The sequence below is a fragment of the Tsukamurella sp. USMM236 genome, assembly GCF_037148755.1.
Lineage (GTDB): Bacteria > Actinomycetota > Actinomycetes > Mycobacteriales > Mycobacteriaceae > Tsukamurella.
This window is the reverse complement of the sequence record NZ_JBBCSS010000002.1, coordinates 96800-116069: the sequence shown is the minus strand read 5'-3', so window position 1 is coordinate 116069 and position 19270 is coordinate 96800. Positions and strand designations below refer to the sequence as shown.

General features: G+C 72.9%; 23 protein-coding genes. 11 read left to right on the top strand and 12 right to left on the bottom strand.

Annotation, left to right across the window (positions count from 1 at the left end; translation table 11 throughout):
• The first annotated feature begins 8 nt into the window (after window positions 1–8).
• Window positions 9–548 carry a YdcF family protein gene (locus tag WFK95_RS06370; RefSeq protein WP_224647957.1) on the top strand — a complete coding sequence of 180 codons (540 nt, stop codon included), beginning with the start codon at window positions 9–11 and terminating at the stop codon, window positions 546–548.
• Here WFK95_RS06370 and WFK95_RS06365 read toward each other — a convergent pair.
• Genes WFK95_RS06365 through WFK95_RS06355 form a run of 3 tightly spaced genes read right to left on the bottom strand, consistent with a single transcriptional unit; the run spans window position 545 to window position 3016 of the window.
• On the bottom strand, window positions 545–1780 hold the full coding sequence (locus WFK95_RS06365) for an APC family permease (RefSeq protein ID WP_308011456.1): 1236 nt from the start codon (window positions 1778–1780) through the stop codon (window positions 545–547). The genes WFK95_RS06370 and WFK95_RS06365 overlap by 4 nt on opposite strands.
• Window positions 1777–2232: an SRPBCC family protein gene (locus WFK95_RS06360; RefSeq protein ID WP_224647956.1), complete on the bottom strand. Its 456-nt coding sequence runs from the start codon at window positions 2230–2232 to the stop codon at window positions 1777–1779. The genes WFK95_RS06365 and WFK95_RS06360 overlap by 4 nt, the downstream gene beginning before the upstream one ends.
• A 46-nt stretch (window positions 2233–2278) precedes the next feature.
• Window positions 2279–3016 carry an esterase/lipase family protein gene (locus WFK95_RS06355; RefSeq protein ID WP_224647955.1) on the bottom strand — a complete coding sequence of 246 codons (738 nt, stop codon included), beginning with the start codon at window positions 3014–3016 and terminating at the stop codon, window positions 2279–2281.
• A 116-nt stretch (window positions 3017–3132) separates the two neighbouring features.
• Between WFK95_RS06355 and WFK95_RS06350 the strand changes: the two genes are divergently transcribed.
• From WFK95_RS06350 to WFK95_RS06340, 3 genes are all read left to right on the top strand, one after another.
• On the top strand, window positions 3133–4299 hold the full coding sequence (locus WFK95_RS06350) for a zinc-binding dehydrogenase (RefSeq protein WP_336670200.1): 1167 nt from the start codon (window positions 3133–3135) through the stop codon (window positions 4297–4299).
• Between the two features lie 14 nt (window positions 4300–4313).
• Window positions 4314–5165, top strand: a complete 852-nt coding sequence (locus WFK95_RS06345; protein ID WP_224651855.1) for an exodeoxyribonuclease III — start codon at window positions 4314–4316, stop codon at window positions 5163–5165.
• Between the two features lie 66 nt (window positions 5166–5231).
• A complete protein-coding gene (locus tag WFK95_RS06340) occupies window positions 5232–6101 on the top strand; it encodes a MetQ/NlpA family ABC transporter substrate-binding protein (protein ID WP_224651852.1) in 870 nt (289 codons plus the stop codon).
• Here the strand turns inward: WFK95_RS06340 and WFK95_RS06335 are convergent.
• Genes WFK95_RS06335 through WFK95_RS06320 form a run of 4 tightly spaced genes read right to left on the bottom strand, consistent with a single transcriptional unit; the run spans window position 6034 to window position 9695 of the window.
• Window positions 6034–7212, bottom strand: a complete 1179-nt coding sequence (locus tag WFK95_RS06335) for a cation:proton antiporter (protein ID WP_336670198.1) — start codon at window positions 7210–7212, stop codon at window positions 6034–6036. The genes WFK95_RS06340 and WFK95_RS06335 overlap by 68 nt on opposite strands.
• 10 nt (window positions 7213–7222) lie before the next feature.
• Window positions 7223–7738: a hypothetical protein gene (locus tag WFK95_RS06330; RefSeq protein WP_224651850.1), complete on the bottom strand. Its 516-nt coding sequence runs from the start codon at window positions 7736–7738 to the stop codon at window positions 7223–7225.
• Complete coding sequence (locus WFK95_RS06325) at window positions 7735–8874, bottom strand: alpha-hydroxy-acid oxidizing protein (protein ID WP_336670197.1); 1140 nt, start codon at window positions 8872–8874, stop codon at window positions 7735–7737. The genes WFK95_RS06330 and WFK95_RS06325 overlap by 4 nt, the downstream gene beginning before the upstream one ends.
• 23 nt (window positions 8875–8897) lie before the next feature.
• Window positions 8898–9695, bottom strand: coding sequence for an alpha/beta fold hydrolase (locus WFK95_RS06320; RefSeq protein ID WP_336670196.1), 798 nt, complete (start codon window positions 9693–9695; stop codon window positions 8898–8900).
• 76 nt (window positions 9696–9771) lie between these two features.
• Here WFK95_RS06320 and WFK95_RS06315 point away from each other — a divergent pair, with 76 nt between their 5' ends.
• Window positions 9772–10215, top strand: a complete 444-nt coding sequence (locus WFK95_RS06315; RefSeq protein ID WP_224651843.1) for a flavodoxin domain-containing protein — start codon at window positions 9772–9774, stop codon at window positions 10213–10215.
• Window positions 10216–10296: 81 nt separating this feature from the next.
• Here WFK95_RS06315 and WFK95_RS06310 read toward each other — a convergent pair whose 3' ends face one another.
• From WFK95_RS06310 to WFK95_RS06295, 4 genes are read right to left on the bottom strand one after another with little or no spacing between them, the layout of a single operon-like run.
• Window positions 10297–10794, bottom strand: a complete 498-nt coding sequence (locus WFK95_RS06310; protein ID WP_224651841.1) for a DUF4395 domain-containing protein — start codon at window positions 10792–10794, stop codon at window positions 10297–10299.
• A gap of 57 nt (window positions 10795–10851) precedes the next feature.
• The gene (locus WFK95_RS06305; RefSeq protein ID WP_336670195.1) at window positions 10852–11280 is read right to left on the bottom strand and encodes a MarR family winged helix-turn-helix transcriptional regulator; all 429 of its coding nucleotides are present in this window, start codon (window positions 11278–11280) and stop codon (window positions 10852–10854) included.
• A gap of 6 nt (window positions 11281–11286) precedes the next feature.
• Window positions 11287–12678, bottom strand: a complete 1392-nt coding sequence (locus WFK95_RS06300; protein ID WP_336670194.1) for a flotillin family protein — start codon at window positions 12676–12678, stop codon at window positions 11287–11289.
• 43 nt (window positions 12679–12721) lie between these two features.
• Entirely contained in the window at window positions 12722–13249 is a 528-nt protein-coding gene (locus tag WFK95_RS06295; protein ID WP_224651836.1) for a hypothetical protein, read from the bottom strand.
• 114 nt (window positions 13250–13363) lie between these two features.
• Between WFK95_RS06295 and WFK95_RS06290 the strand changes: the two genes are divergently transcribed.
• Window positions 13364–14740 carry an MFS transporter gene (locus WFK95_RS06290; protein WP_336670193.1) on the top strand — a complete coding sequence of 459 codons (1377 nt, stop codon included), beginning with the start codon at window positions 13364–13366 and terminating at the stop codon, window positions 14738–14740.
• Window positions 14730–15146, top strand: a complete 417-nt coding sequence (locus tag WFK95_RS06285; protein ID WP_224651827.1) for a MarR family winged helix-turn-helix transcriptional regulator — start codon at window positions 14730–14732, stop codon at window positions 15144–15146. Before WFK95_RS06290 ends, WFK95_RS06285 begins: the two co-directional genes overlap by 11 nt.
• On the opposite strand, the gene WFK95_RS06280 is transcribed toward WFK95_RS06285, so the two are convergent.
• A complete protein-coding gene (locus tag WFK95_RS06280) occupies window positions 15087–16628 on the bottom strand; it encodes a DUF4407 domain-containing protein (protein WP_336670192.1) in 1542 nt (513 codons plus the stop codon). The two genes, WFK95_RS06285 and WFK95_RS06280, sit on opposite strands and share 60 nt — an antisense overlap.
• A 168-nt stretch (window positions 16629–16796) precedes the next feature.
• On the opposite strand from WFK95_RS06280, the gene WFK95_RS06275 reads away from it, so the two are divergent.
• The 4 genes from WFK95_RS06275 to WFK95_RS06260 are packed head-to-tail and all read left to right on the top strand — an operon-like array spanning window position 16797 to window position 19264.
• Complete coding sequence (locus WFK95_RS06275) at window positions 16797–17084, top strand: YiaA/YiaB family inner membrane protein (RefSeq protein ID WP_336670191.1); 288 nt, start codon at window positions 16797–16799, stop codon at window positions 17082–17084.
• A gap of 38 nt (window positions 17085–17122) precedes the next feature.
• Window positions 17123–17761, top strand: coding sequence for a TetR/AcrR family transcriptional regulator (locus WFK95_RS06270; RefSeq protein WP_336670190.1), 639 nt, complete (start codon window positions 17123–17125; stop codon window positions 17759–17761).
• Complete coding sequence (locus WFK95_RS06265) at window positions 17758–18984, top strand: glycosyltransferase (RefSeq protein WP_336670189.1); 1227 nt, start codon at window positions 17758–17760, stop codon at window positions 18982–18984. The genes WFK95_RS06270 and WFK95_RS06265 overlap by 4 nt, the downstream gene beginning before the upstream one ends.
• A gap of 10 nt (window positions 18985–18994) precedes the next feature.
• Window positions 18995–19264 carry a F0F1 ATP synthase subunit C gene (locus WFK95_RS06260; RefSeq protein ID WP_224651818.1) on the top strand — a complete coding sequence of 90 codons (270 nt, stop codon included), beginning with the start codon at window positions 18995–18997 and terminating at the stop codon, window positions 19262–19264.
• The last annotated feature ends 6 nt before the right edge of the window (window positions 19265–19270 follow it).

The window sequence follows — 19270 nt, the reverse complement described above, 5'->3', positions numbered from 1 at the left end:
GGCGGCGGATGCGTCGGCTGATCGCGTGCGCCCTGGTGCTCGTGCTCGTCGCCGTCGTCGGCATCGCCCTCGACCGCGCCTACCTGCAGCCGAAGATCGACCGGGAACTCAGGCCCGCGGACGCGATCGTCGTGCTCGGCGGGAATCCCTACGACCGGTTCGAGTACGGCCTCGACCTGGCGGAGCGGGGCCTGTCGACGCAGGTCGTGCTGTCCAACTCCGTCGGCGCCGACGACACCCGGATGCGGGAGCTCTGCGCGCGGACGATCACCGGCGTACAGGTCACCTGCTTCCTTCCCGAGCCCTGGACCACCCGCGGCGAGGCCCAGGAGGTGCAGCGGCTCGCGGCCGCCCGCGGCTGGGACGACATCATCGTGGTCACCACCACCGCGCACCTCGAACGCGCCCGCTTCATCCTCGAGCGCTGCTACGGCCGGGCCATGCAGATGACCGACTTCCCCGAGCAGCGCGGCACCGCCGAGACGGTCTTCGGCTGGGGCTACCAGAGCGCCGGCTGGCTCAAGGCGCTGTACCAGACGGGCTGCTAGCCGGACGCGCCGTTCGTGCGGGTCACGGCGTAGGCGAGGGCGCCCGCGACCAGCACGAGGATGCCCGCGGACACCGAGCCGGCGGGCAGCGACAGCGCCACGAGCAGGCACCCGGCCAGCCCGATGGCGGGCACGATCCGGGCGCGGACCGCGGCGTCGAGCGTCCAGGCGGACGCGTTCGCCACGGCGTAGTAGACGAGTACCGCGAACGACGAGAAGCCGATGGCGGCGCCGAGATCGGCCGTGGCCGCGACCACCGTGACGACGGCGCCGACGGCCAGCTCCGCGTGCACCGGGACCCCGCGCCGGCCGTCGACCGCGGCGAGCGGGCGCGGCAGATGACCGTCGCGGGCCATCGCGAGAGCGGTGCGGGAGACGCCGAGCAGCAGCGCCAGCAGCGAACCCAGCGCCGCGACGCAGGCGGTCACCGTGACCACCGCGACCGGGAATCCGGCCGCCCGCGCCGCATCGGCGACCGGCGCGGCCGAGGCCGCGAGCCCGGCCGTGCCGAGGACTACGACCAGCGCGACGCCGACGAGCACGTACACCCCGAGGGCGACGGCGAGCGCGACGAAGATCGCGCGCGGGAGGGTCCGGGCCGGATCGCGCACCTCCTCGCCCAGGGTGGCGATGCGCGCGTACCCGGCGAACGCGAAGAACAGCAGGCCCGCGGCCTGCAGCACCCCGAACGGGCCGGCGGCCGCACCGTCGAACACCCGGGACGGCTCCGCCGCGCCGGAGGTGAACGCGGCGACCGCGACCGCGACGAGCACCGCCAGGACGACGGCGACGATCACGCGCGCGACCCGCGCCGAGCGCTCCACGCCCGCGACGTTGAGGGCGGTCAGCGCGACGACGGCACCCGCGGCGACGGCGTGCGACTGGGCGGGCCAGGCGTAGTGGCCGACGGTGAGCGCCATCGCGGCGCAGGACGCGGACTTGCCGACCAGGAAGCTCCAGCCGGCGAGGTGGCCCCAGAACGGGCCGAGCCGCTCGCGCCCGTACACGTAGGTGCCGCCGGACTGCGGGTACCGCGCGGCGAGCCGGGCGGAGCTGCTCGCGTTGCAGTACGCGATCAGCGCGGCGATCGCCAGGCCGAGGAACAGCCCGGAGCCCGCCGCCGCGGCGGCCGGCGCGAAGACGACGAAGACGCCCGCGCCGATCATCGCGGAGAGGCCGACGGTGACGGCGTCCCCGAGGCCGAGCGTCCGCTGCAGTGCGGGTCCGCTCACCGATCCTCGGCGCGGGCCGCGAGCCGGTCGACGGACGCGGCCAGACGGTCCGCGGTGGTCGCCCGGGCCCGCGGGAGGCGCTGCTCGTCGTGGAGCTGCGTCCAGTCGTAGGTGTGCGTGACCCGGGTGGCTCCGTCGGCGAGCGGCGCCAGCTCCCACCGCCAGAGGTGACCCGGGGCGGGCTCGCCGACGGGCGACGGCTTCCAGGCGATGAGCCGGCCCTCGTCGAACTCGGTGATGTGGTTCTCGCGGACCTGGCTGTTGGTCAACGTCATCGTGAAGACGTCCCCGACGGCGCGCACCCGCTGGCCCGGCGCCGCCTCGGTGAGGTTGTCGTTGCCGTCCCACTCGGGCTGGCGCGCCGGGTCGGCGATCAAGTCGAACAGGAGGTCCGCCGGGGCCGCGATGTCGCGGGAGGCGGAGACGATGCGGGTGTCATCCGATGTGCTCACGCACTCATCGAACCAGGTGCACCCGCATCGTGCCCAGGGATGGAATCTACTTGCGGTTCATGTCGACGCTGTTCTCGTAGGTGACCGAGCCCTCGGGCGAGTTCACCCACTGGCCGGGGCAGCTCCCCCGCAGCGAGCTGGTGACGAGCGGGACGACCCGCGGATCCCAGGCGAGGTACGCGTGGTCGAACGACGCGGCCGCCGGGAGGTAGCCCTTGACCGTGGCGCGGCACTGGCGGCCGTCGAGGTTGCCGGACAGCGGATCGGTCGTGCTGCGGATCGAGTAGAACTCGGTGGGGCCGGGGGTGTCGACGCCGGCGTTCAACTGGTTCAGGATCGCCGATCCGTTGCAGGCGCCGTTCGCGGGCGCCGGCAGCACACAGCCGGTCGGCGAGCCGTACTCGACGCCGCCGAGCACCACCGAGCGGGCGACGTCCTTGGATCCGCCCAGCGCCTTGATGTAGTAGCGGCTGCTGATCGCGCCGGAGCTGTGCGAGACGATCGAGACGGTGCGGTTCGGCGAGGCCTTCTTCGCCTGGTCCACCGTGGCCTTGAGCTCTCCGGCCTCCTTGCGGTGGTCGAAACCGGGCAGCCACAGGTTCTTGACGTCGAAACCGGCATTGCGCAGGTTGGTGTTCAGGGGCTCGTAGATCTGGCCGGGGGCGATCAGGCCCGCGTACACGATCACCAGGTCACGCTCGGCGGCGTGGGCGATCGAGGGGACGGCGGCGACGACACCGAGGCCTGCTACGGCGGCGACGAAGGACTTCTTCAGGATCTGCATGAACGCAACATAGCAGGCAATGTTGCGATCGCAACACACGGGAAGGTGAGGGGGCTCATAGCACCCACCCGGTGGGGGAAACCGACTCCTCGGGGGCAGCGATTATTCTCGAACGTATGAAAGCTGTCGTGTGCACCGAAGGCCGCCTGACCGTCGAAGAACTCCCCGCCCCGAGTCCCGCCCGCGGGCAGGTGCTGCTCAACGTCACCCGCACCGGGATCTGCGGCTCCGACCTGCACGCCCGCCACCACGCCGACCTCGTCGCGGACCTCGCCGCGAAGGCCGGCTACCCCGATTGCATGCGCACCGACCAGCGCATCGTCATGGGCCACGAGTTCGTGGGCACCGTCGCCGAGTACGGGCCGGGCTGTCGCAAGCGGTGGCCGGTGGGCACCCGCGTCGTGTCCCTGCCGACGCTGATGGTCGGCAGCGAGCCGCAGCTCGTCGGACTGTCCGAGCGGTCCCCCGGCTCGTACGCCGAGCAGGTGCTCGTCCAGGAGTCGATGACGATGCCGGTGCCCGACAAGCTCTCCGACGAGGAGGCCGCCCTCACCGAGCCGATGGCCGTGGCCTGGCACGCGGTGCGCCGCGCAGAGGTCGGTCGCGGGCAGACGGCGATCGTGATCGGCTGCGGCCCGATCGGCCTCGCGGTGATCTCGATGCTGCGCGCCTCGGGCGTCAAGAAGATCATCGCCAGCGACTTCTCCCCCGGGCGCCGCGCCCTCGCGACGCAGATGGGCGCCCACGTGGTGGTCGACCCGCGGGAGCAGCAGCCGTGGGACGCCTACAAGCAGCCCCGCAACGAGATCCGCAAGGCCAGCGACCTCTTCAAGCTGGGCGTGAGCACGATGGACAAGCTCACCCTGGTCCCCGGCCCCGTGCCGTGGTGGCACGTCTTCCGCCTCGCGGACAAGATCGGCGAGACCCCGTCCGGTCCCGTCGTCTTCGAGTGCGTGGGCGTGCCCGGCATGATCAACTCGATCATCGAGGCCGCACCGCTGCGCACCCGCGTGATCGTCGTCGGCGTGTGCATGGAGCCCGACACGATCATGCCCGCGCTGGCCGGCAACAAGGAGATCGACCTGCGGTTCGTCTTCGGCTACGACCCGGGCGAGTTCCACGACACGCTGCACATGATGGCGAGCGGCAAGGTCGACGTGAAGCCGCTGGTCACGGGCACCGTCGGGCTCGGCGGGGTGGAGACCGCGTTCGACGCGCTCGGCGACCCCGAGGTGCACGCCAAGATCCTGATCGACCCCTCGAGCACGGCGACCGCGCCCTGACGGCGCCGACCGCGCTGCGGATCGGCACGTTCAACGTCAACGGGATCCGGGCGGCGCGCCGCCGCGGCTTCGACGACTGGCTCGCGGGACGCGGGCTGGACGTGCTGGCGCTGCAGGAGCTGCGCTGCCCGCCCGCCGAGGTGGGCGTGTTCCCCGGCTATCACGCGGCCGTCGACTGCGGCTCGATCCCGGGCCGCAACGGGGTGGCGATCCTGAGCCGGGAGGCACCGTCGGACGTGCGGACCTGGGCGAGCAGTCCGCCCCGCGCGCGCGGGCTCGCCGAGTACGCCCACGAGGGCCGGTACGTCGAGGTGGACCTCCCCGGCCTGACGGTGGCCTGCCTGTACCTGCCCAAGGGCGGGCTGCCCGCGCACCTGCAGCGCCCCGGGAACATGCGGGACGTGCCGGACGGCGGCGCGAAGCACGCCCGGAAGATGCGCTTCCTCGACGCCTTCGCGCGCGAGCTCGACCGCAACCGCCGGGCCGCGCTCGCCGCGGGGCGCGAGTTCCTGCTGCTCGGCGACCTCAACCTGGCGCTCCTGCCGCACGACGTCACCAACTGGCGGCCCGCGCAGAAGATGGAGGGCTTCCTCCCGGAGGAGCGGGAGTGGCTGGGCGCGCAACTGGGGCCGCGCCGGCTCGTCGACGTGGTGCGCACGCTGCACGGCGACCGGCCCGGACCGCTGTCGTGGTGGAGCTGGGCGGGCGAATCCTTCACCAAGGACGTCGGATGGCGCATCGACCACCAGCTGGCGACCCCGCGCCTCGCCCGCACGGCGCAGTCGGTGGTCGTCGACAAGGAACCCTCCCCCGACGAGCGACTGTCGGATCACGCTCCCGTGATCGTGGACTACGCACGCGGCTGAGGGGCGCGGGATCACCCTGACCGCAAACCTTTCCGCGCGGCGAAAGGCGCTGCACACTGGTCCCTCGTGAAACGAACGGCTACCGCCATCCTCGCAGTCCTGTTGTCCCTCACCGCGGTCGGCACCACCGCCTGCGCGAGCGACACCCCGTCGAACGAGATCAAGCTCGGGGTCGTCGACGTCGGCAAACCCCACTGGAAGGTGTTCACCGACGTCGCGAAGGAGCACGGCTACACCGTGAAGCTCGTCTCCTTCTCCGACTACAACGCCCCGAACCCCGCCCTCGCCGACGAATCCATCGACCTCAACCAGTTCCAGCACGTGCGCTACCTCGCCGCGTACAACGTCAAGAACACCGTCCGCCTGGCCCCGGTCGGCGCCACCCAGATCTACCCGCTGCAGCTGTACTCGAAGCGACACCGGTCGATCGATGCCTTGCCGCAGGGAGCGACGATCGCCCTGTCGGACAACCCCGCGAACCAGATCCGTCCCCTGCTCAGCCTGAAGGCGGCCGGTCTCGTGACCTTCCGCGACGGCGCGGGCACCTGGCAGTCCTCACTCGCCGACGTGGATCGAGCGCGGTCCAAGGTCACGCTCGTCACGCTGGATCCCACCCAGATCGGCCCGGCGCTCGACAGCGTCGACGCCGGCTTCGTGGACGACACCTTCGCGGTGAAACTGGGGCTCACGAGCAAGGACTCGATCTACACCGACGATCCGCGCCGCCCCGACCTGGCGCAGTACATCAACGTCTTCGCCGCCCGCGAGAACGATCCCCGCACCGGCGACTACACCGCGCTCGCCGCTCTGTACCACGATCAGCGGGTCCATGACGCCGTCGTGAAGGACTCCGGCGAGACGGCGATCTTCACGACGGACGCGCCGGAGGCGCTCCGGACGACGCTGACCCGGGTGGAGCAATCGTTGCGGAGCTAGCCGCAGGTCCCGCCGCGACGGCGACGCCGCCGATGGTGACGAGGGCGCCGAGGATCAGGGCGGCGCCCTCGCCCGCGGCGAACAGGTGCATCTGCTCACCGACGGTGACGGCGGCGACGGGCACGCCGATCTGCGCGGCCGCGAGCACGCCCAGCGGGATGGGGAGGCCCGCGAACCGCATCGCGACGTGCGCACCGATCGCGCCGAAGCCGAGAGCGAGGCCCAGCAGGATGAACGACGGGTGCTCGACGAGGTCGCGCAGATTCACGCGCGCGCCCAGCCAGACGAAGAAGAGCGGCGCCAGGAAGCCCTCCCCGAGCGCGAAGAGCTGCGCCGCCATCCGCCGCGGCTCGCCCACCGACGAGACCGCGAGTCCCAGCGCGAAGCCGGCGAGCATCACCGAGACGTGCATCGTGGTGGCGATCGCGGCGAGCAGGAACAGCGCGACGAGGCTGATCCGCAGCTGCAGCGCGAACTCGCGCTCCTCCGAGAACTGCTCGATCCGGTCGCGCAGTCCGCTGTTCTCCGACCACCGCAGGATCAGGTAGAGCACGAACGCCGCGCCGCCCACCGCGAGCGCGCCGAGCGCCGCCCGTCCCGCCGTGGGCGGGTCGATGACCAGCGGCAGCGCGACGACGCAGACGGTGTCGGCGATCGCGACCTGCGCGGTCAGCGCCAGGACCGGCTTGCCGGTGAGGTGGTTGGAGTTGATGATCGGCAGCACCACGGCCGTCGATGACGACGCCATGAGCACCGCGTACAGCGCGGCGTGGCCGGTATCGAAGGCCGCAGACAGCGCGGTGCCGAGGATCGCGGCGATGACGCCGACCGCGGCCGCGCGGATCGCCCCCGCGCCCAGCGCCGCGCGCACCGCCGGATCGCGGACCGGGACGTGCGTCCCGGCGACGAACATGACGATGGCGAAGCCGATGTCGGCGAGGAAGGCGAAGGTCGGCTCGGTCGCATCCAGGACCCGGAAGCCCGTCGCGCCGAAGACCACGCTCGCCAGCATCGGGCCCAAGATCAGGGGCAGGTGCCACGACTGCTTCGCGGCGAGCAACGGGCCCAGCAGCCCCAGCGCCGTGACCAGCGCCAACGTCGAGAACGTCATTGCAAGGAGGCTACTCCCCGCGGGCCGCCCAGTACCCCCGAAGTTCCTGCTCCGACGCCGATTTCACGACCAGCTCGCCGTCCTCGTCGTCCAGCAGGCAGACGGTCTCCCGTGGCAGGGCGTCCTCCGCGACGAGCTCCGCCTTCGCGCGGCGCATCGCCCCGAGCAGCGCGTACCCGTAGCGGGCGTACGCCGCGCTCCACGCCGCGTCGTCGAGGCCCTCGACGGCGTGGTTGAGGGCGTCCTGCCAGCCGTCGAGCGGTGGGCGCCGCGCCCAGGCGTCGTCGCGCCGGGGCCACGCGGGCGGGTCCCAGAGCTCGTGCGGCGGCACGGATTCGACGGTGCCCAGCGCCGGGTGGGGCAGCAGGATCACGCCGCCCCGCTCGGCGTAGAAGGTGGTCAGCGCGTACGCGTAGGGCAGCTCACCGTCGGCCTGGTAGACCAGCGCCCGCGCGACGGTGCGGAGCTCGGCGCAGACCGCGTCCTCGAAGCCGAACCAGTCGAAATCGACGCCGGCGCCGGTCACCGCTTGACGACGTGCAGGTCGGCGAGGGTCGTCAGGCAGTCCGCGGCCATCGTCAGGTCGGCCTCGGCGAGCATCGACCGGAGCACGTGCTCGACGCCCGCCGCCCCGCCGAGGGTGAGGCCGTAGACGTAGGGGCGGCCGATGCCGGCGAGCGTCGCGCCGAGGCCGACGACGCGGAGGATGTCGACGCCGTCGCGGACGCCGCTGTCGAAGGTGACGGGCAGGCCCGCGTCGAGGACGCCCTCGAGGTGGCTCACGGCGGGCAGCCCGCCGTTGGCCTGGCGGCCGCCGTGGTTGGAGCAGGCGATCGCGTCGACGCCCTCGGTCGCGGCCTTCCGCGCGTCCTCGGCGTGGCAGATGCCCTTGAGGATGATCGGCAGGTCGGTGATCCGGCGGATGCGGGCCACGTCGTCCCAGGAGAAGGTGGGCTTGCTGAACAGCGACGACCACACGATCCCCGCGTGCAGCGGCGGCGGGTTGTCCACCCCGCACAGCTCGATGAACCGCGGGTCGGTGAGGTAGTTGGCGAGGCAGCGGCCGCGCAGGAACGGGATGTACCCGTTCCGCAGGTCCCGCGGCCGCCAGCCCAGGCTGCCGGTGTCGAGGGTGATGGTGAGCGCGTCGAAGCCGGCCTTGTCGGCGCGGCGCACCAGGTTGTCCGTCAGCTGGTCGTCCTTGGTCGGGTACAGCTGGAAGGCGGCGAAGGAGTCGCCGCGGGTGTCGGCGATCTCCTCGAGCGGCGCCTCCGACAGCGTCGAGTACATCGCCGCCACGTTCAGCTCCGCGGCGGCCCGAGCCACCTCGAGGTCGCCGTTCTCGTGGACCAGGCCGTTCACCCCGACCGGGCACAGGATGAGCGGCGCGTCGAGCTCGGCGCCGAGGAACGTGGTCGACAGGTCGCGGACGCTGCGGTCGCGGAGCATCCGCGGGACGAAGCCGTAGCGCCGCAGCTCGGTGACGTTCGCGTCCTGCGTGGTCTCGTCGCCGGCGCCGCCGCGCACGTAGTCGAAGAGGGAGTGGTCGAGCACCTGCTGCGCGCGGGCCTCGAGATCGCTGAAGGTGTAGGGGAAGTGGCGGTGCTTCGCGAGCAGCCCCTCCGCGTAGATGCCGTCCTGGAAGCTGCCGTAGTCCGCCATGGATGGACGGTAGCAGTGGCGGGTCAGGGCGCGGTGAGGAAGTCCAGGGCGTCGACGGTGGCCGCCGGCTCCTGCAGGTGGTAGCCGTGCCGCACGCCCCGGTACACCCGCATCCGGGCACCGTCGATGCCGGCGCGGAGGATCTCGGCGTTCTCGGCGGGACACATGCGGTCGTCGGCGCCGTGCAGGATCAGCGTGGGCGCCTCGATCCACGGCAGGGCCGCGGCCGCGTCGTGGTCGGTGCTCGCGGCGAAGTGCGCGCGCTGGGCGGGCAGCGAGCGCGGCTGCGCGAGGATCGCCTCGGCCGCCTCGGGGTGCGCGGCGAGCCACTCGGGCGTGAAGAACAGCTCCAGCAGGGCCCGTCGGTCCGAGCGCACGAGGATGCGGAGCACCTCGCTGGGGCGCGCGACGCCGTGGGCGTCGCCGACCGTCGTGGCGCCGAGGATCAGGCGGCGGACCCGCCCGGGCTGGTCGGCGGCGAGCCACTGCGCGGCGCGGCCGCCCATGGAGAAGCCGTAGACGTCGAGCGCGTCGCCGATCGCGCCGTCCGCGCGGGCGGCGTCGAGCACCGCGAGGGCGTCCGCGGCGCAGTCCCGGGTGCTCCACCCGCGCGGGAAGACGTCGTCGCTCGCGCCGATGCCGCGGTGGTCGAACGTGATGACGGGACCGGCGGCGCGGAAGTCGTCGACGACCGGCGCCCACGACGATCCGGCGAGCGCCTGACCGGCGAACAGCAGCACCCCGGGACCGCTCGCGCCGGGCGCCGCGGGGTGCACCGTGTAGGCGAGCCGGGCACCGTCGGCCAGGGTTGCGTGAGGCATGGCGGCAAGCCTAGGACGTCACACCGACAGGATGCAGCTCACACCACGAGGTGAGGCTTGGCTAGAATCTCGTCCCATGTCTGTTCACATCTTCTACGGTTCCTCGACCGGCACCGCCGAGGGCGCAGCGAACGCCATGTACAACGTGTTCGCCAAGGCCGGCTCCGTCGAGCTGCACGACATGATGGACGGCGAGATCGACGCGCTGGATCCCGCGGACTTCCACGTCTTCTCGTGCGCCACCTACGGCGAGGGCGAGCTGCCCGCCGGCACCACCGAGTTCTTCGAGGACCTGCTCGAGGCCGCGCCCGACCTCACCGGCCTGCGCTTCGCGGTCTTCGGCCTGGGCGACACCATCTACGTCGACACCTACAACGCCGGCGGCAAGACCATCGTCAAGCACCTCACGGGGCTGGGCGCCACCCAGGTGGGCGACCGCTTCGAGCACGACAACTCCGGCACCGACGACGTGGACGAGAAGGCCGTCGAGTGGGCCGAGGAGATCGTCGGCCAGATCTGACGTCCTTCAACGACGCACCCCTGACAGACGAACGCCGCCGCGGAGGAATCCGCGGCGGCGTTCTTTCGTCGGTGGGTACCGCTACTGCGGCACCGAGAGGGTGGGCGGAGTGGTGTTCACGCCCGCGCAGGCCTCGCACACCGAGGCGGGGATGACGCCGCGGCGCTGCAACCAGCCGAAGACGATGCAGCCGAGGCACACGCCCGCCGCCGACTCCAGCAGCGCGGCGACCACGAGCAGGCCGAGCACGACCTGGGCCGCGACGGTGTTCCCCGTCAGGAAGAGCACGAGCGCCACGGTCGAGAAGACGAGGCCGATGGTCTGCGCGAACCGCTTGGGCGGGCCGGGCACCAGCTTGGCCGGACCGAGCTTCGGCGCGATGACGTGCACCGACAGCCGGCCGAAGGGCGAATAGCGCGGCCCGCCGGCGACGCGCAGCGCGAAGCCGATCGCCAGGGCGGCGTAGAGCCACCACTGACCGGCGACGATCGTGACCACCGCGAGGACGACCACCAGCGCCGCCGTCGCGCGGGCCGCGTACTCGTTGACCGGGTTCGGGAAGGAGAAGAGACCACTCACGAGGCCGAGATTATCGCCGCCCGGCGGCGGCCATAAGGGTTGCGCTCGCAGTGATTCTCATGCGTCCGGGCCAGCGGCCAGGCGCAGGAGGAGGGGCACCGCGTCGCGCAAGCGGGCCGCCTCGTCGGCGGTGAGCTGCGCGCTGCCGGTCTCGACCAACCAGGCGTCCTGTGCGGCGTCCCGGGCGTGCAGCACCTCCCGCCCGCGGTCCGTCAGCGCGACGGGCCGCCGCCGGCCGTCGGAGCCGTCGGCGTCGCCCTGCAGGAAACCGCGGCGCCGCAGGTCGGCGACCGCGACCGAGACGTTCGAGCGCTTCATCGCGAGCCGGTCCCCGATCGCCGTCGGGAAGGCGTCCACGCCGAGCGCCTCGACGGTGGCGAGCACGAACAGCTCGGAGCCGCGCAGCCCCGCGGCGGGCAGCTGCTGGAGTCGCTGCTCCAGCAGGCCCACCGCGAGGCGGAGCGCCTCGGCATCGCCGGACTTCACCGGTCGCTACTCGTCGACCACGACGGTCTCGCCCGGAGCGGCGCCGAGCAGCTGCCCCAGGTCGATGCCCTGCGACTTGAGCGCGGCCACGACCGACGCGACCGACTGGCCCGACAGGCCGAGGAGGCCACCGGCGGCGTCCCCCTGACCCCCACCGATGATGCTGATGTTGTCGATGGCGGCGGTCGCCTCGGACTGCGCGCGGACCGACGCCTCCACGGTGGCGAGCACCTGCGGCGCGAGCAGCAGCCGGACGGCCTCCGCGTTGTACTGGTTGAAGGCCTCGGCCTGCGCCTGCTTGCCGGCCGCGTCGGCGCGCAGCTCGGCCTCGAGCGCCGCCGCGGCGGACTTGCGGGCCTGCGCCTTCGACTCGCCGTCGAGGCGGGTCGACTCCGCGGACGCCTCGGCGGCGAGGATCGCCGCCTGCCGGTCGCCCTCGGCGCGCGCGACCGCCGCCTGGCGCGCGGCCTCGGCGGGCGCGATCACGTCGGCCTCGAGCGAGGCCTCGGCCTGCGCGCGACGCTTGCGCTCGACCTCGGTGCGGGCCTCGACGCGGGCCGCCTCGGCCTCCTCCAGCGCGATGCCGACGGCCTTCTCCGCCTTGGCCTTGGCGAGCGGGCCGGCCTGGTCGGCCTCGGCGTTCTGCGCCTCGGTCTGGGCGCGGAGCTGCGCGATGCGCACGTCGCGGCCCTGCTGGGCCTCGGCGATCGCGGTCTCGGCCTCGGTCTGTGCGATCTCCCCGGCGCGACGGGCATCGGCGGAGCGGATCAGCGAGTCACGCTCGGCCTCGGCCTTGCCGATGTCGGCGTCGCGCTTGACCTCGGCGATGCGCTTCTGGCCCAGCGATTCGAGGTAACCGTTGCGGTCCTCGATGCCGGCGATCTTGAGGATGTCGACCTCCATGCCGATGCGCGCCAGGTCGCCACCGGCCTCGTCGACCACGCCGCGGGCCAGGGCCTCGCGGTTGCTGTTGAGCTGCTCGACGGTCATGGTCGCGGCGATGCCGCGGAGGCTGCCGGCCAGGATCTCGTTGATCTGGTTCTCGAGCTCCGCCATGTTGGCGGTGAGGAAGCGTTGGGCGGCGGTGCGGGTCATCTCGTCGGTGGTGCCGATGCGCACCAGGCCGACGGCCTGCAGCTCGACGGGCACGCCGTCGATGCTGCGGGCGTTGCTCAGCGCGATCCGGATCTCGAAGGGGCGCAGCGGCATGTAGTCGACGCGCTCGAGGCCGGGCACCTTGAAGCGGGCGCCGCCGCGGACGACCTTCATCTCGCCGCGGCCGGTGAAGATCGCCACCTGGTCGGGCGGCGACTTGATGTAGTTGTGGAAGAAGATCCACAGGGCGAGCAGGATCACGATCACCGCGGCACCGGCCGCGATCAGGATCGATACGGTCATTGATTCCCTCCCTCTGCCGGGCGCGACGGCCCGGCGCTTGTGATCAGGCCTGAGTCTCGAGCGGCTGCACCACGAGGCGGTCCCCCTCGACGTCCACGATGAGCACCGAGGCGCCCGCCGCCGCGACGGCGGCGGGATCGACGAGGATCGCGGTCGTGGTGGCGCGCACCGACTCCGAGTCGACGTAGCTCACCCGGCCCCAGCCGCCGGCCGGGATCTCCATGCTGAGCTCGCCGATGGTGCCGACCGCGGCGCGGAGCCCCGCGACGGTGCCGGTCTGCGCCCGGCGCATCGCGCGGAGCACCAGCATGAGCAGCCCGTAGGCGGCGACGCCGGAGGCGGCTGCTGCACCCACGACGACGGGCGTCGACAGCGACGCCCCGGCGGACAGGGGCCAGCCGACCACACCGAAGACGCCGACGGCGGCGGCCAGTGCGGGCGCGCTGAGCCAGGGCAGGCCGGCGTCGGCGCTGCCGACCTCGACTCCCCCGACCTCGAAGTCCCCCAGGACCAGTGACGCGATCAGGACCAGAACCCCGACGACGGCACAGACTGCGAAAACGGTAACCACGGGCGCCTCCTCTGCGCTCGGATCTCCTGTTTGCAGTATAGCAAAGATTGCGTATAGGGCGTACACGAACGGAGACGGTTCCCACATTATTAGTTATGGACATATAATCCTTGTATGCCTACAAGTGTTTCGGGGCTGGGGCCGCGCCGTCGCGCGCTCGTCCTCGTCGCGTGCAGCCTGAGCCTGCTGATCTCCTCGATGGACGTGACCATCGTCAACGTCGCGCTCCCCGGGATCGGGCGGCAGATGGCGGCGTCGGTCACCCACCTGCAATGGGTGGTCGACATCTACACGCTCACGCTCGCCAGCCTGTTGGTGCTCTCCGGCGCCACCGCCGACCGCTTCGGGCGGCGCCGCGTCTTCCGGATCGGTCTCACGGTCTTCGCGGCGGGCTCGCTGCTCTGCAGCCTCGCGCCCACCGTCGACGTGCTGATCGCCGCCCGCGGGATCCAAGCCGTGGGCGGCTCGATGCTCACGCCCGTCGCGCTCTCCATCGTCACGGCGGTGTTCACCGAGCCGTCCGAACGCGCCCGCGCGATCGGCCTGTGGGGCGCGGTGGTCGGGGTCTCCACGGCGGTCGGGCCGCTCGTGGGCGGCGTCCTCATCGACACCCTGGGCTGGCGGTCGGTGTTCTGGGTGAACCTGCCGATCTGCGCCGTCGCGCTCGCGCTCACGTACGCCGTGGTGCCCGAGTCCAAGGCGGCCGTGCCCCGCAGCATCGACCCGCTCGGGCAGGTGCTCGCGATCGCCGTGATGTTCACGGCGGTGTTCGGCCTCATCGAACGCGAACCGCTGATGTTCGCGCTGACGGTCGCCGCCCTCGCCGCGTTCCTCGCTCACGAGCGCCGGCACCCGTCGCCGTTCATCGACCTGCGCTTCTTCCGCAGCATCCCGTTCTCCGCCGCCACGCTCACCGCGGTCTGCGCCTTCGCAGGCTTCGGCGCCTTCCTGTTCACCATGTCGCTGTACCTGCAGAACACGCGGCACTTCTCCGCGGTGCAGACCGGCCTGATGTTCCTGCCGATGGCGCTGTCGGTGCTCGTCGCCTCCCCCGTGTCCGGTCGGCTCGTGGCACGGTTCGGCACCCGGCCCTCGCTGCTCGGCGCGGGCCTCCTCATGACGGGAGCGGCCGTCGTGCTGACGACGGTGGACGCGGGCACGCCCCTGCCGGAGCTGGCGGTGGTCTTCGCGGTCTTCGGCATCGGCTTCGGCCTGGTCAACGCGCCGATCACCAACTCGGCCGTGAGTGGAATGCCGCTCGACCGAGCGGGCGCCGCCGCCGCCGTCGCCAGCACCAGCCGGCAGCTGGGCATCAGCCTGGGTGTCGCCCTGTCCGGCCTCATCGCCGGCGCGACGCTCTGGTGGGCCGTCGCGGGTTTCGCGCTGGTCGTCGTGGCGCTCGCCGTCCTGTCGACCGGCGCCCGGGCGGAGCGCTCGCGGGCGCGGATCGCGCCGCTGCTCGAGACGAAGGAGGTGGCCGGTGCCCACTGAGAACCCGGACGAGGTGTGGAGCCTGCTCGTCCACGCCGTCATCGACAGCCGCTCGGACTGGCGCCGCGCGGTCGTCGAGCGCACCGGCCTGCCCTTCAGCCGGCTGCGGGCGCTCAAGCGCCTCGACCGCTACGGCTCGCTCACGCTCAAGGAGCTGGCCGCCCTCGCGGACATGGATGCGCCCGCCGCCACCGTCGCCGTCAACGACCTGCAATCGCGTGGGCACGTCGAACGCACCGTCTCCCCCGAGGACCGTCGGGCGAAGGTCGTGACCATCACCGACTCGGGACGCGCCGTCATCGACGCCATGGCCTCCGTGGAGGACCCGGCGCCACCCGCGATCCGGTCACTGCCTCCCGGGGAGCTCGCGCGCCTGGCCGAGCTCGCGCGCGCGCTCGCCGGGTAGTCCGGCGACGGGCTCGTGCGCCACGTCGAGCGGCTCCTCGCCGGGCGCCGAGGGCGGGGCCGGCGCCGCGACGGGACCCGGGGCACCGTCGGCCGACGGTGCCGGCACGCTCTGCTCGACGGTGCCGACGACCACCTTCCGGGTGCGGCGCATCGCGAAGGTGACCTCCTCGACCTCCTCGTAGGACTGCTGCACCGTGCGGGTCTCGCCGCCGCCTCCGCCGGGCAGGACGCGCGCGACGATGGGCGGCACGAGCGGCCGGACGAAGCCGGCGATGGTGCGCGCGGCCTCGTCGAGCACGGGCGGCACGAACGGATTGGGCTTGTGCGCGATCTCGCGCGCCGGGACCGCCGGGGCCGCCTCGGCGACCCGGGCGGGCAGGTTCGTCTCGTCGGGCACGGCGGTCTCCTCGGCGGTTTCGGGTTCGGTCGTGATCACCGGGATCTCGCCCGTCGGCGTGTCATCGGCGACGGGCTGCCCCGCCGCGGCCAGGCTGGCTGCTTCCGCGGCGGCGGCGATGGGGAGGAAGTCGTCGTTCACGGCGGGGGTCTCCTGTCGGTAGCGCCGTGCGGTCACCGCGACCGGCTCGAATCCGGCGGCCTCCAGCGCCGCTGCGCCGGCCGCCGCGCCGCCGAGGGCGGGCAGCAGCTCGGTGGGGCGGTCGTCGGCGATCGCGAGCTCGACGCGGCGCTCGTGGTCGCGGCGCTCGATGGCCAGCTGCGCGGCGGAGGCGAGGCGCTCGCTCTCCAGGTCCCGACGGTGCCGGATGTCGCGGACGGTCTCACCGCGCCACAGGCGCAGGAGCAGCGGGAGCAGGGCGAGCACCACGCAGACGAGGTCGATCGCGATCCGGAGCGCGGCGGCGGGGAGCGAATGCGCGGTGACGCCGTTCAGTGCGACCCAGCGCGCGCCGAGGCCGTCGTCGGCCCCGGCGGTGGCGTCCTGCCGGGCGGCCGCGACCTCGGTCCGCGCGGTCACGACGCGGGCGTCGCGGCCGGGCGCGTCCTTCGCCCGGGCGGCGGTCGCGCGATCGAGGTCGGTCTGCGCCGAAGCGAGCCGCTCGTTCGCGGTGCGGGCCTCCGGTCCCCGGCCGGGGACGCCGGTGATCGAGGTCTGCGGGCAGGCGGGACCCGGCCGGTACTCGCAGCGCGCGACGACGAGCGCCTGGTCGCGCCGGGTGGAGGCCTCCGCGACCGCGGTGTCGAGGGCGGACCGGTCGGCGCGGGCGGCGTCCAGCTCGGCCTGTGCGGCGCGGACCGCGGGTGCCGACGCCGCCGCGCGGTCGGCGTCCTCGTGCAGCCGGTCCTCGATCGCGCCGTTGAGCGCGAGCATCGAGACCAGTTCGCCGACGACCAGCCCGACGAGCACGGCGACGAGGAACCGGCTGGGCAGCGCGGCGCGGCGCCCGGGGGCGGCGACGGCGACGCAGATCGCGCCGCCGATCAGGAGCGCGAGCACCGCGAGCACCAGGACCGTCGTCATGCCGCCTCCTTCGCCGCGATAGAACTCCGTCGATCTACTCTCAGATGAGAATCGCAGCCCGCCGCGGTTCGCGCCCAATCGTGTGGCCGCTTTCACAGCGCGAAGTACCCACTGCGAAGGGGTAGTTCTACTCATCCCGTGCAGGTCGGCGGGCGGCACGCTGTGTGCATGACCACCATCGCAACCTCGCCCAAGCCCACCGCCGCCTTCTTCATCCAGTCCGCGATCGCCTTCGCCGTCTCGTCGGGCAGCCTGCTCGTCGGCGCCTTCTACCTGCCCATCGACACCTGGCAGCGCGGCTTCCTGCTCGTCGGGGCCCTGTTCCTCATCACCAGCACCTTCAACCTCGCGAAGGTCATCCGCGACCAGCAGGAGGCGGACAGCGTCCGCGTCCGCGTCGACGAGGCCCGGATCGACAAGCTCATGGCCGAGCACGACCCGCTGCGCGCCATCTGATCCGGACGCCTCTAGACCGCATGGTCTATATTTAGACCATGCGGTCTAGAGATACGTTCACGTCCGAGCAGCGACGGGCTCAGCTCGTCGACGCGGCCATCGCCGTCATCGCCGAGCACGGCTACCCGGCGGCGTCCGTCGCGAAGATCGCCGAGCACGTCGGGATCGCGAAGTCCGTGGCGCTCTACCACTTCCGCACCAAGGACGAGCTGGTGGCGGCGGTCACGACCGCGGTCTTCACGGTCGCGGCCGGGTACATCGTGCCCGCGATCGCCGCGGCGGAGACGGCCACCGACAAGCTCGCCGCCTACATCCGCTCCAACGCCACCTTCCTGTCCGAGCACCGCGCCGCGACCGTCGCGCTGCGCGAGATCGCGACCTCCTACCGCACGGCCGACGGCCGTCGGTTCGACGAGGCGGTCACCGAGGACACCGCGGCGAACCCGCCCCAGGGCGACCTCGCGCTGCTCGACCCCGCGGCGATCTTCGCGCTCGGTGTCGAGAACGGCGAGTTCCGGGCCGACCTCGACCCGGTGCGCGCGGGCTCGGCGCTGCGTGGCGCCCTCGACGGCGCCGCGTCCGATCTCGCCCGGCTGGGAGCGATCGGCGTCGACTACGACCCCGTTGCGTACGGCGAGACCCTGGTCGAGATCTTCACCCGCGGGGTGCGCGCATGAGGACCGCGATCCTGGCCTTCGGCACCCGCGGCGACGTCGTGCCGCTCACCGGGCTCGCCCGCCGGCTGGGCTCCGACGGCCACGACGTGGTGCTCGCCGCGCAGGAGCCGTACCGCGCCGAGGTCGCGGGCGCCGGCGTCGCGTACGCGCCGCTGCCGAGGGACACCCGCGCGGCGACGCTCGCCTCCCCCGCCGCGCAGGCCCTCGTCGACGGGGCGAGGATGCGCCCTTCGAAGGACTCACTCGAGGAGATGCGCGAGGAACTGCACGGCGTCGGCCAGGCGATGGCCGCGGCCGCCGAGGGCAGCGACCTGCTGCTGCTGGAGGGCCCCGTCGGCGCGCTGCTCGGCCGGCACGTCGCCGCCGCGCTCGGTGTTCCCAGTGCGGGCGTGATGTTCCAGCCCGCCTCCCCCACCGGCGATTTCAGCCCGCCCGCGCTCGGCGTGCGCTCCTACGGGCGCCTGGGCAACCGGTTCGTCTGGTGGGCCGGCGGCTTCGCCGAGCGCGTCTACGCGCCGGTGATCGCCGAGCTCCGCCGCGACCTCGGCCTACCCGCGAAACCCTCGCGCGCGGAGCGCGACCGGCCCTGGCCCGTGCTCCACCCGTTCAGCGAGCACGTCCTCCCGCGGCCCACCGACTGGCCGGAGCACGTGCGCGTCACCGGATACCTGCGCCCCGAGCCCGTGGGCGCGCTCGGCCCGGACCTCGAGGCCTTCCTGTCCGACGGTCCGCCGCCCGTCGCCGTCACGCTCGGAAGCACCGCGACGGCGAACGGGGCAGCGCTCTCCGAGATCGTCGCCGAAGCCGCCGCGGCGGCCGGGGTGCGCGCCGTCGTGCAGCGCGGCTGGGCCGGGCTCGAACCGGTCGGTGAGCACGTCCTCGTCGTCGACGACGTGCCGCGCGCGCTGCTGTTCCCCCGCTGCGCCGCCGTGATCCACCACTGCGGCGCCGGGACGACCGCGGCCGCACTGCACGCGGGGGCACCGTCGATCCCGGTGCCCGGGATCATGGACCAGCCCTTCTGGGCCCGACGCCTGCACCGCCTGGGCGCCGGCACCGCCCCGCTCCCCCGGCACTCCCTCACCGCCGACGGCCTGACGGGGGCGCTGCGCACCGTCGGACAGCTCCGGCCTGCGGCCGAGCGCCTGGGCGCGGCCCTGCGCGCCGAGGACGGCGCCGGCCGCGCCGCCGCGGCGATCACCGACCTGTTCCACCCGAGATAGGAGGCACACCATGGCCGATCAGAACCTCGTCAACGCGATCATCACCGCCGGCGCCCTCGGCGGCGGCGGGCTCATCATGGCGGGCGGCGCGATCGGTGCCGGGATCGGCAACGGCACCGCCGGGGCCAAACTGGTGGAGGGCATCGCGCGGCAGCCCGAGGCGGCGTCCCGACTGTTGCAGCCCTTCTTCATCACGGTGAGCCTGGTCGAGGCCGCCTACTTCATCAACCTCGCTTTCATGGCGCTGTTCGTCTTCGCCACCCCCGTCTTCGCGGGATAGCCCGCG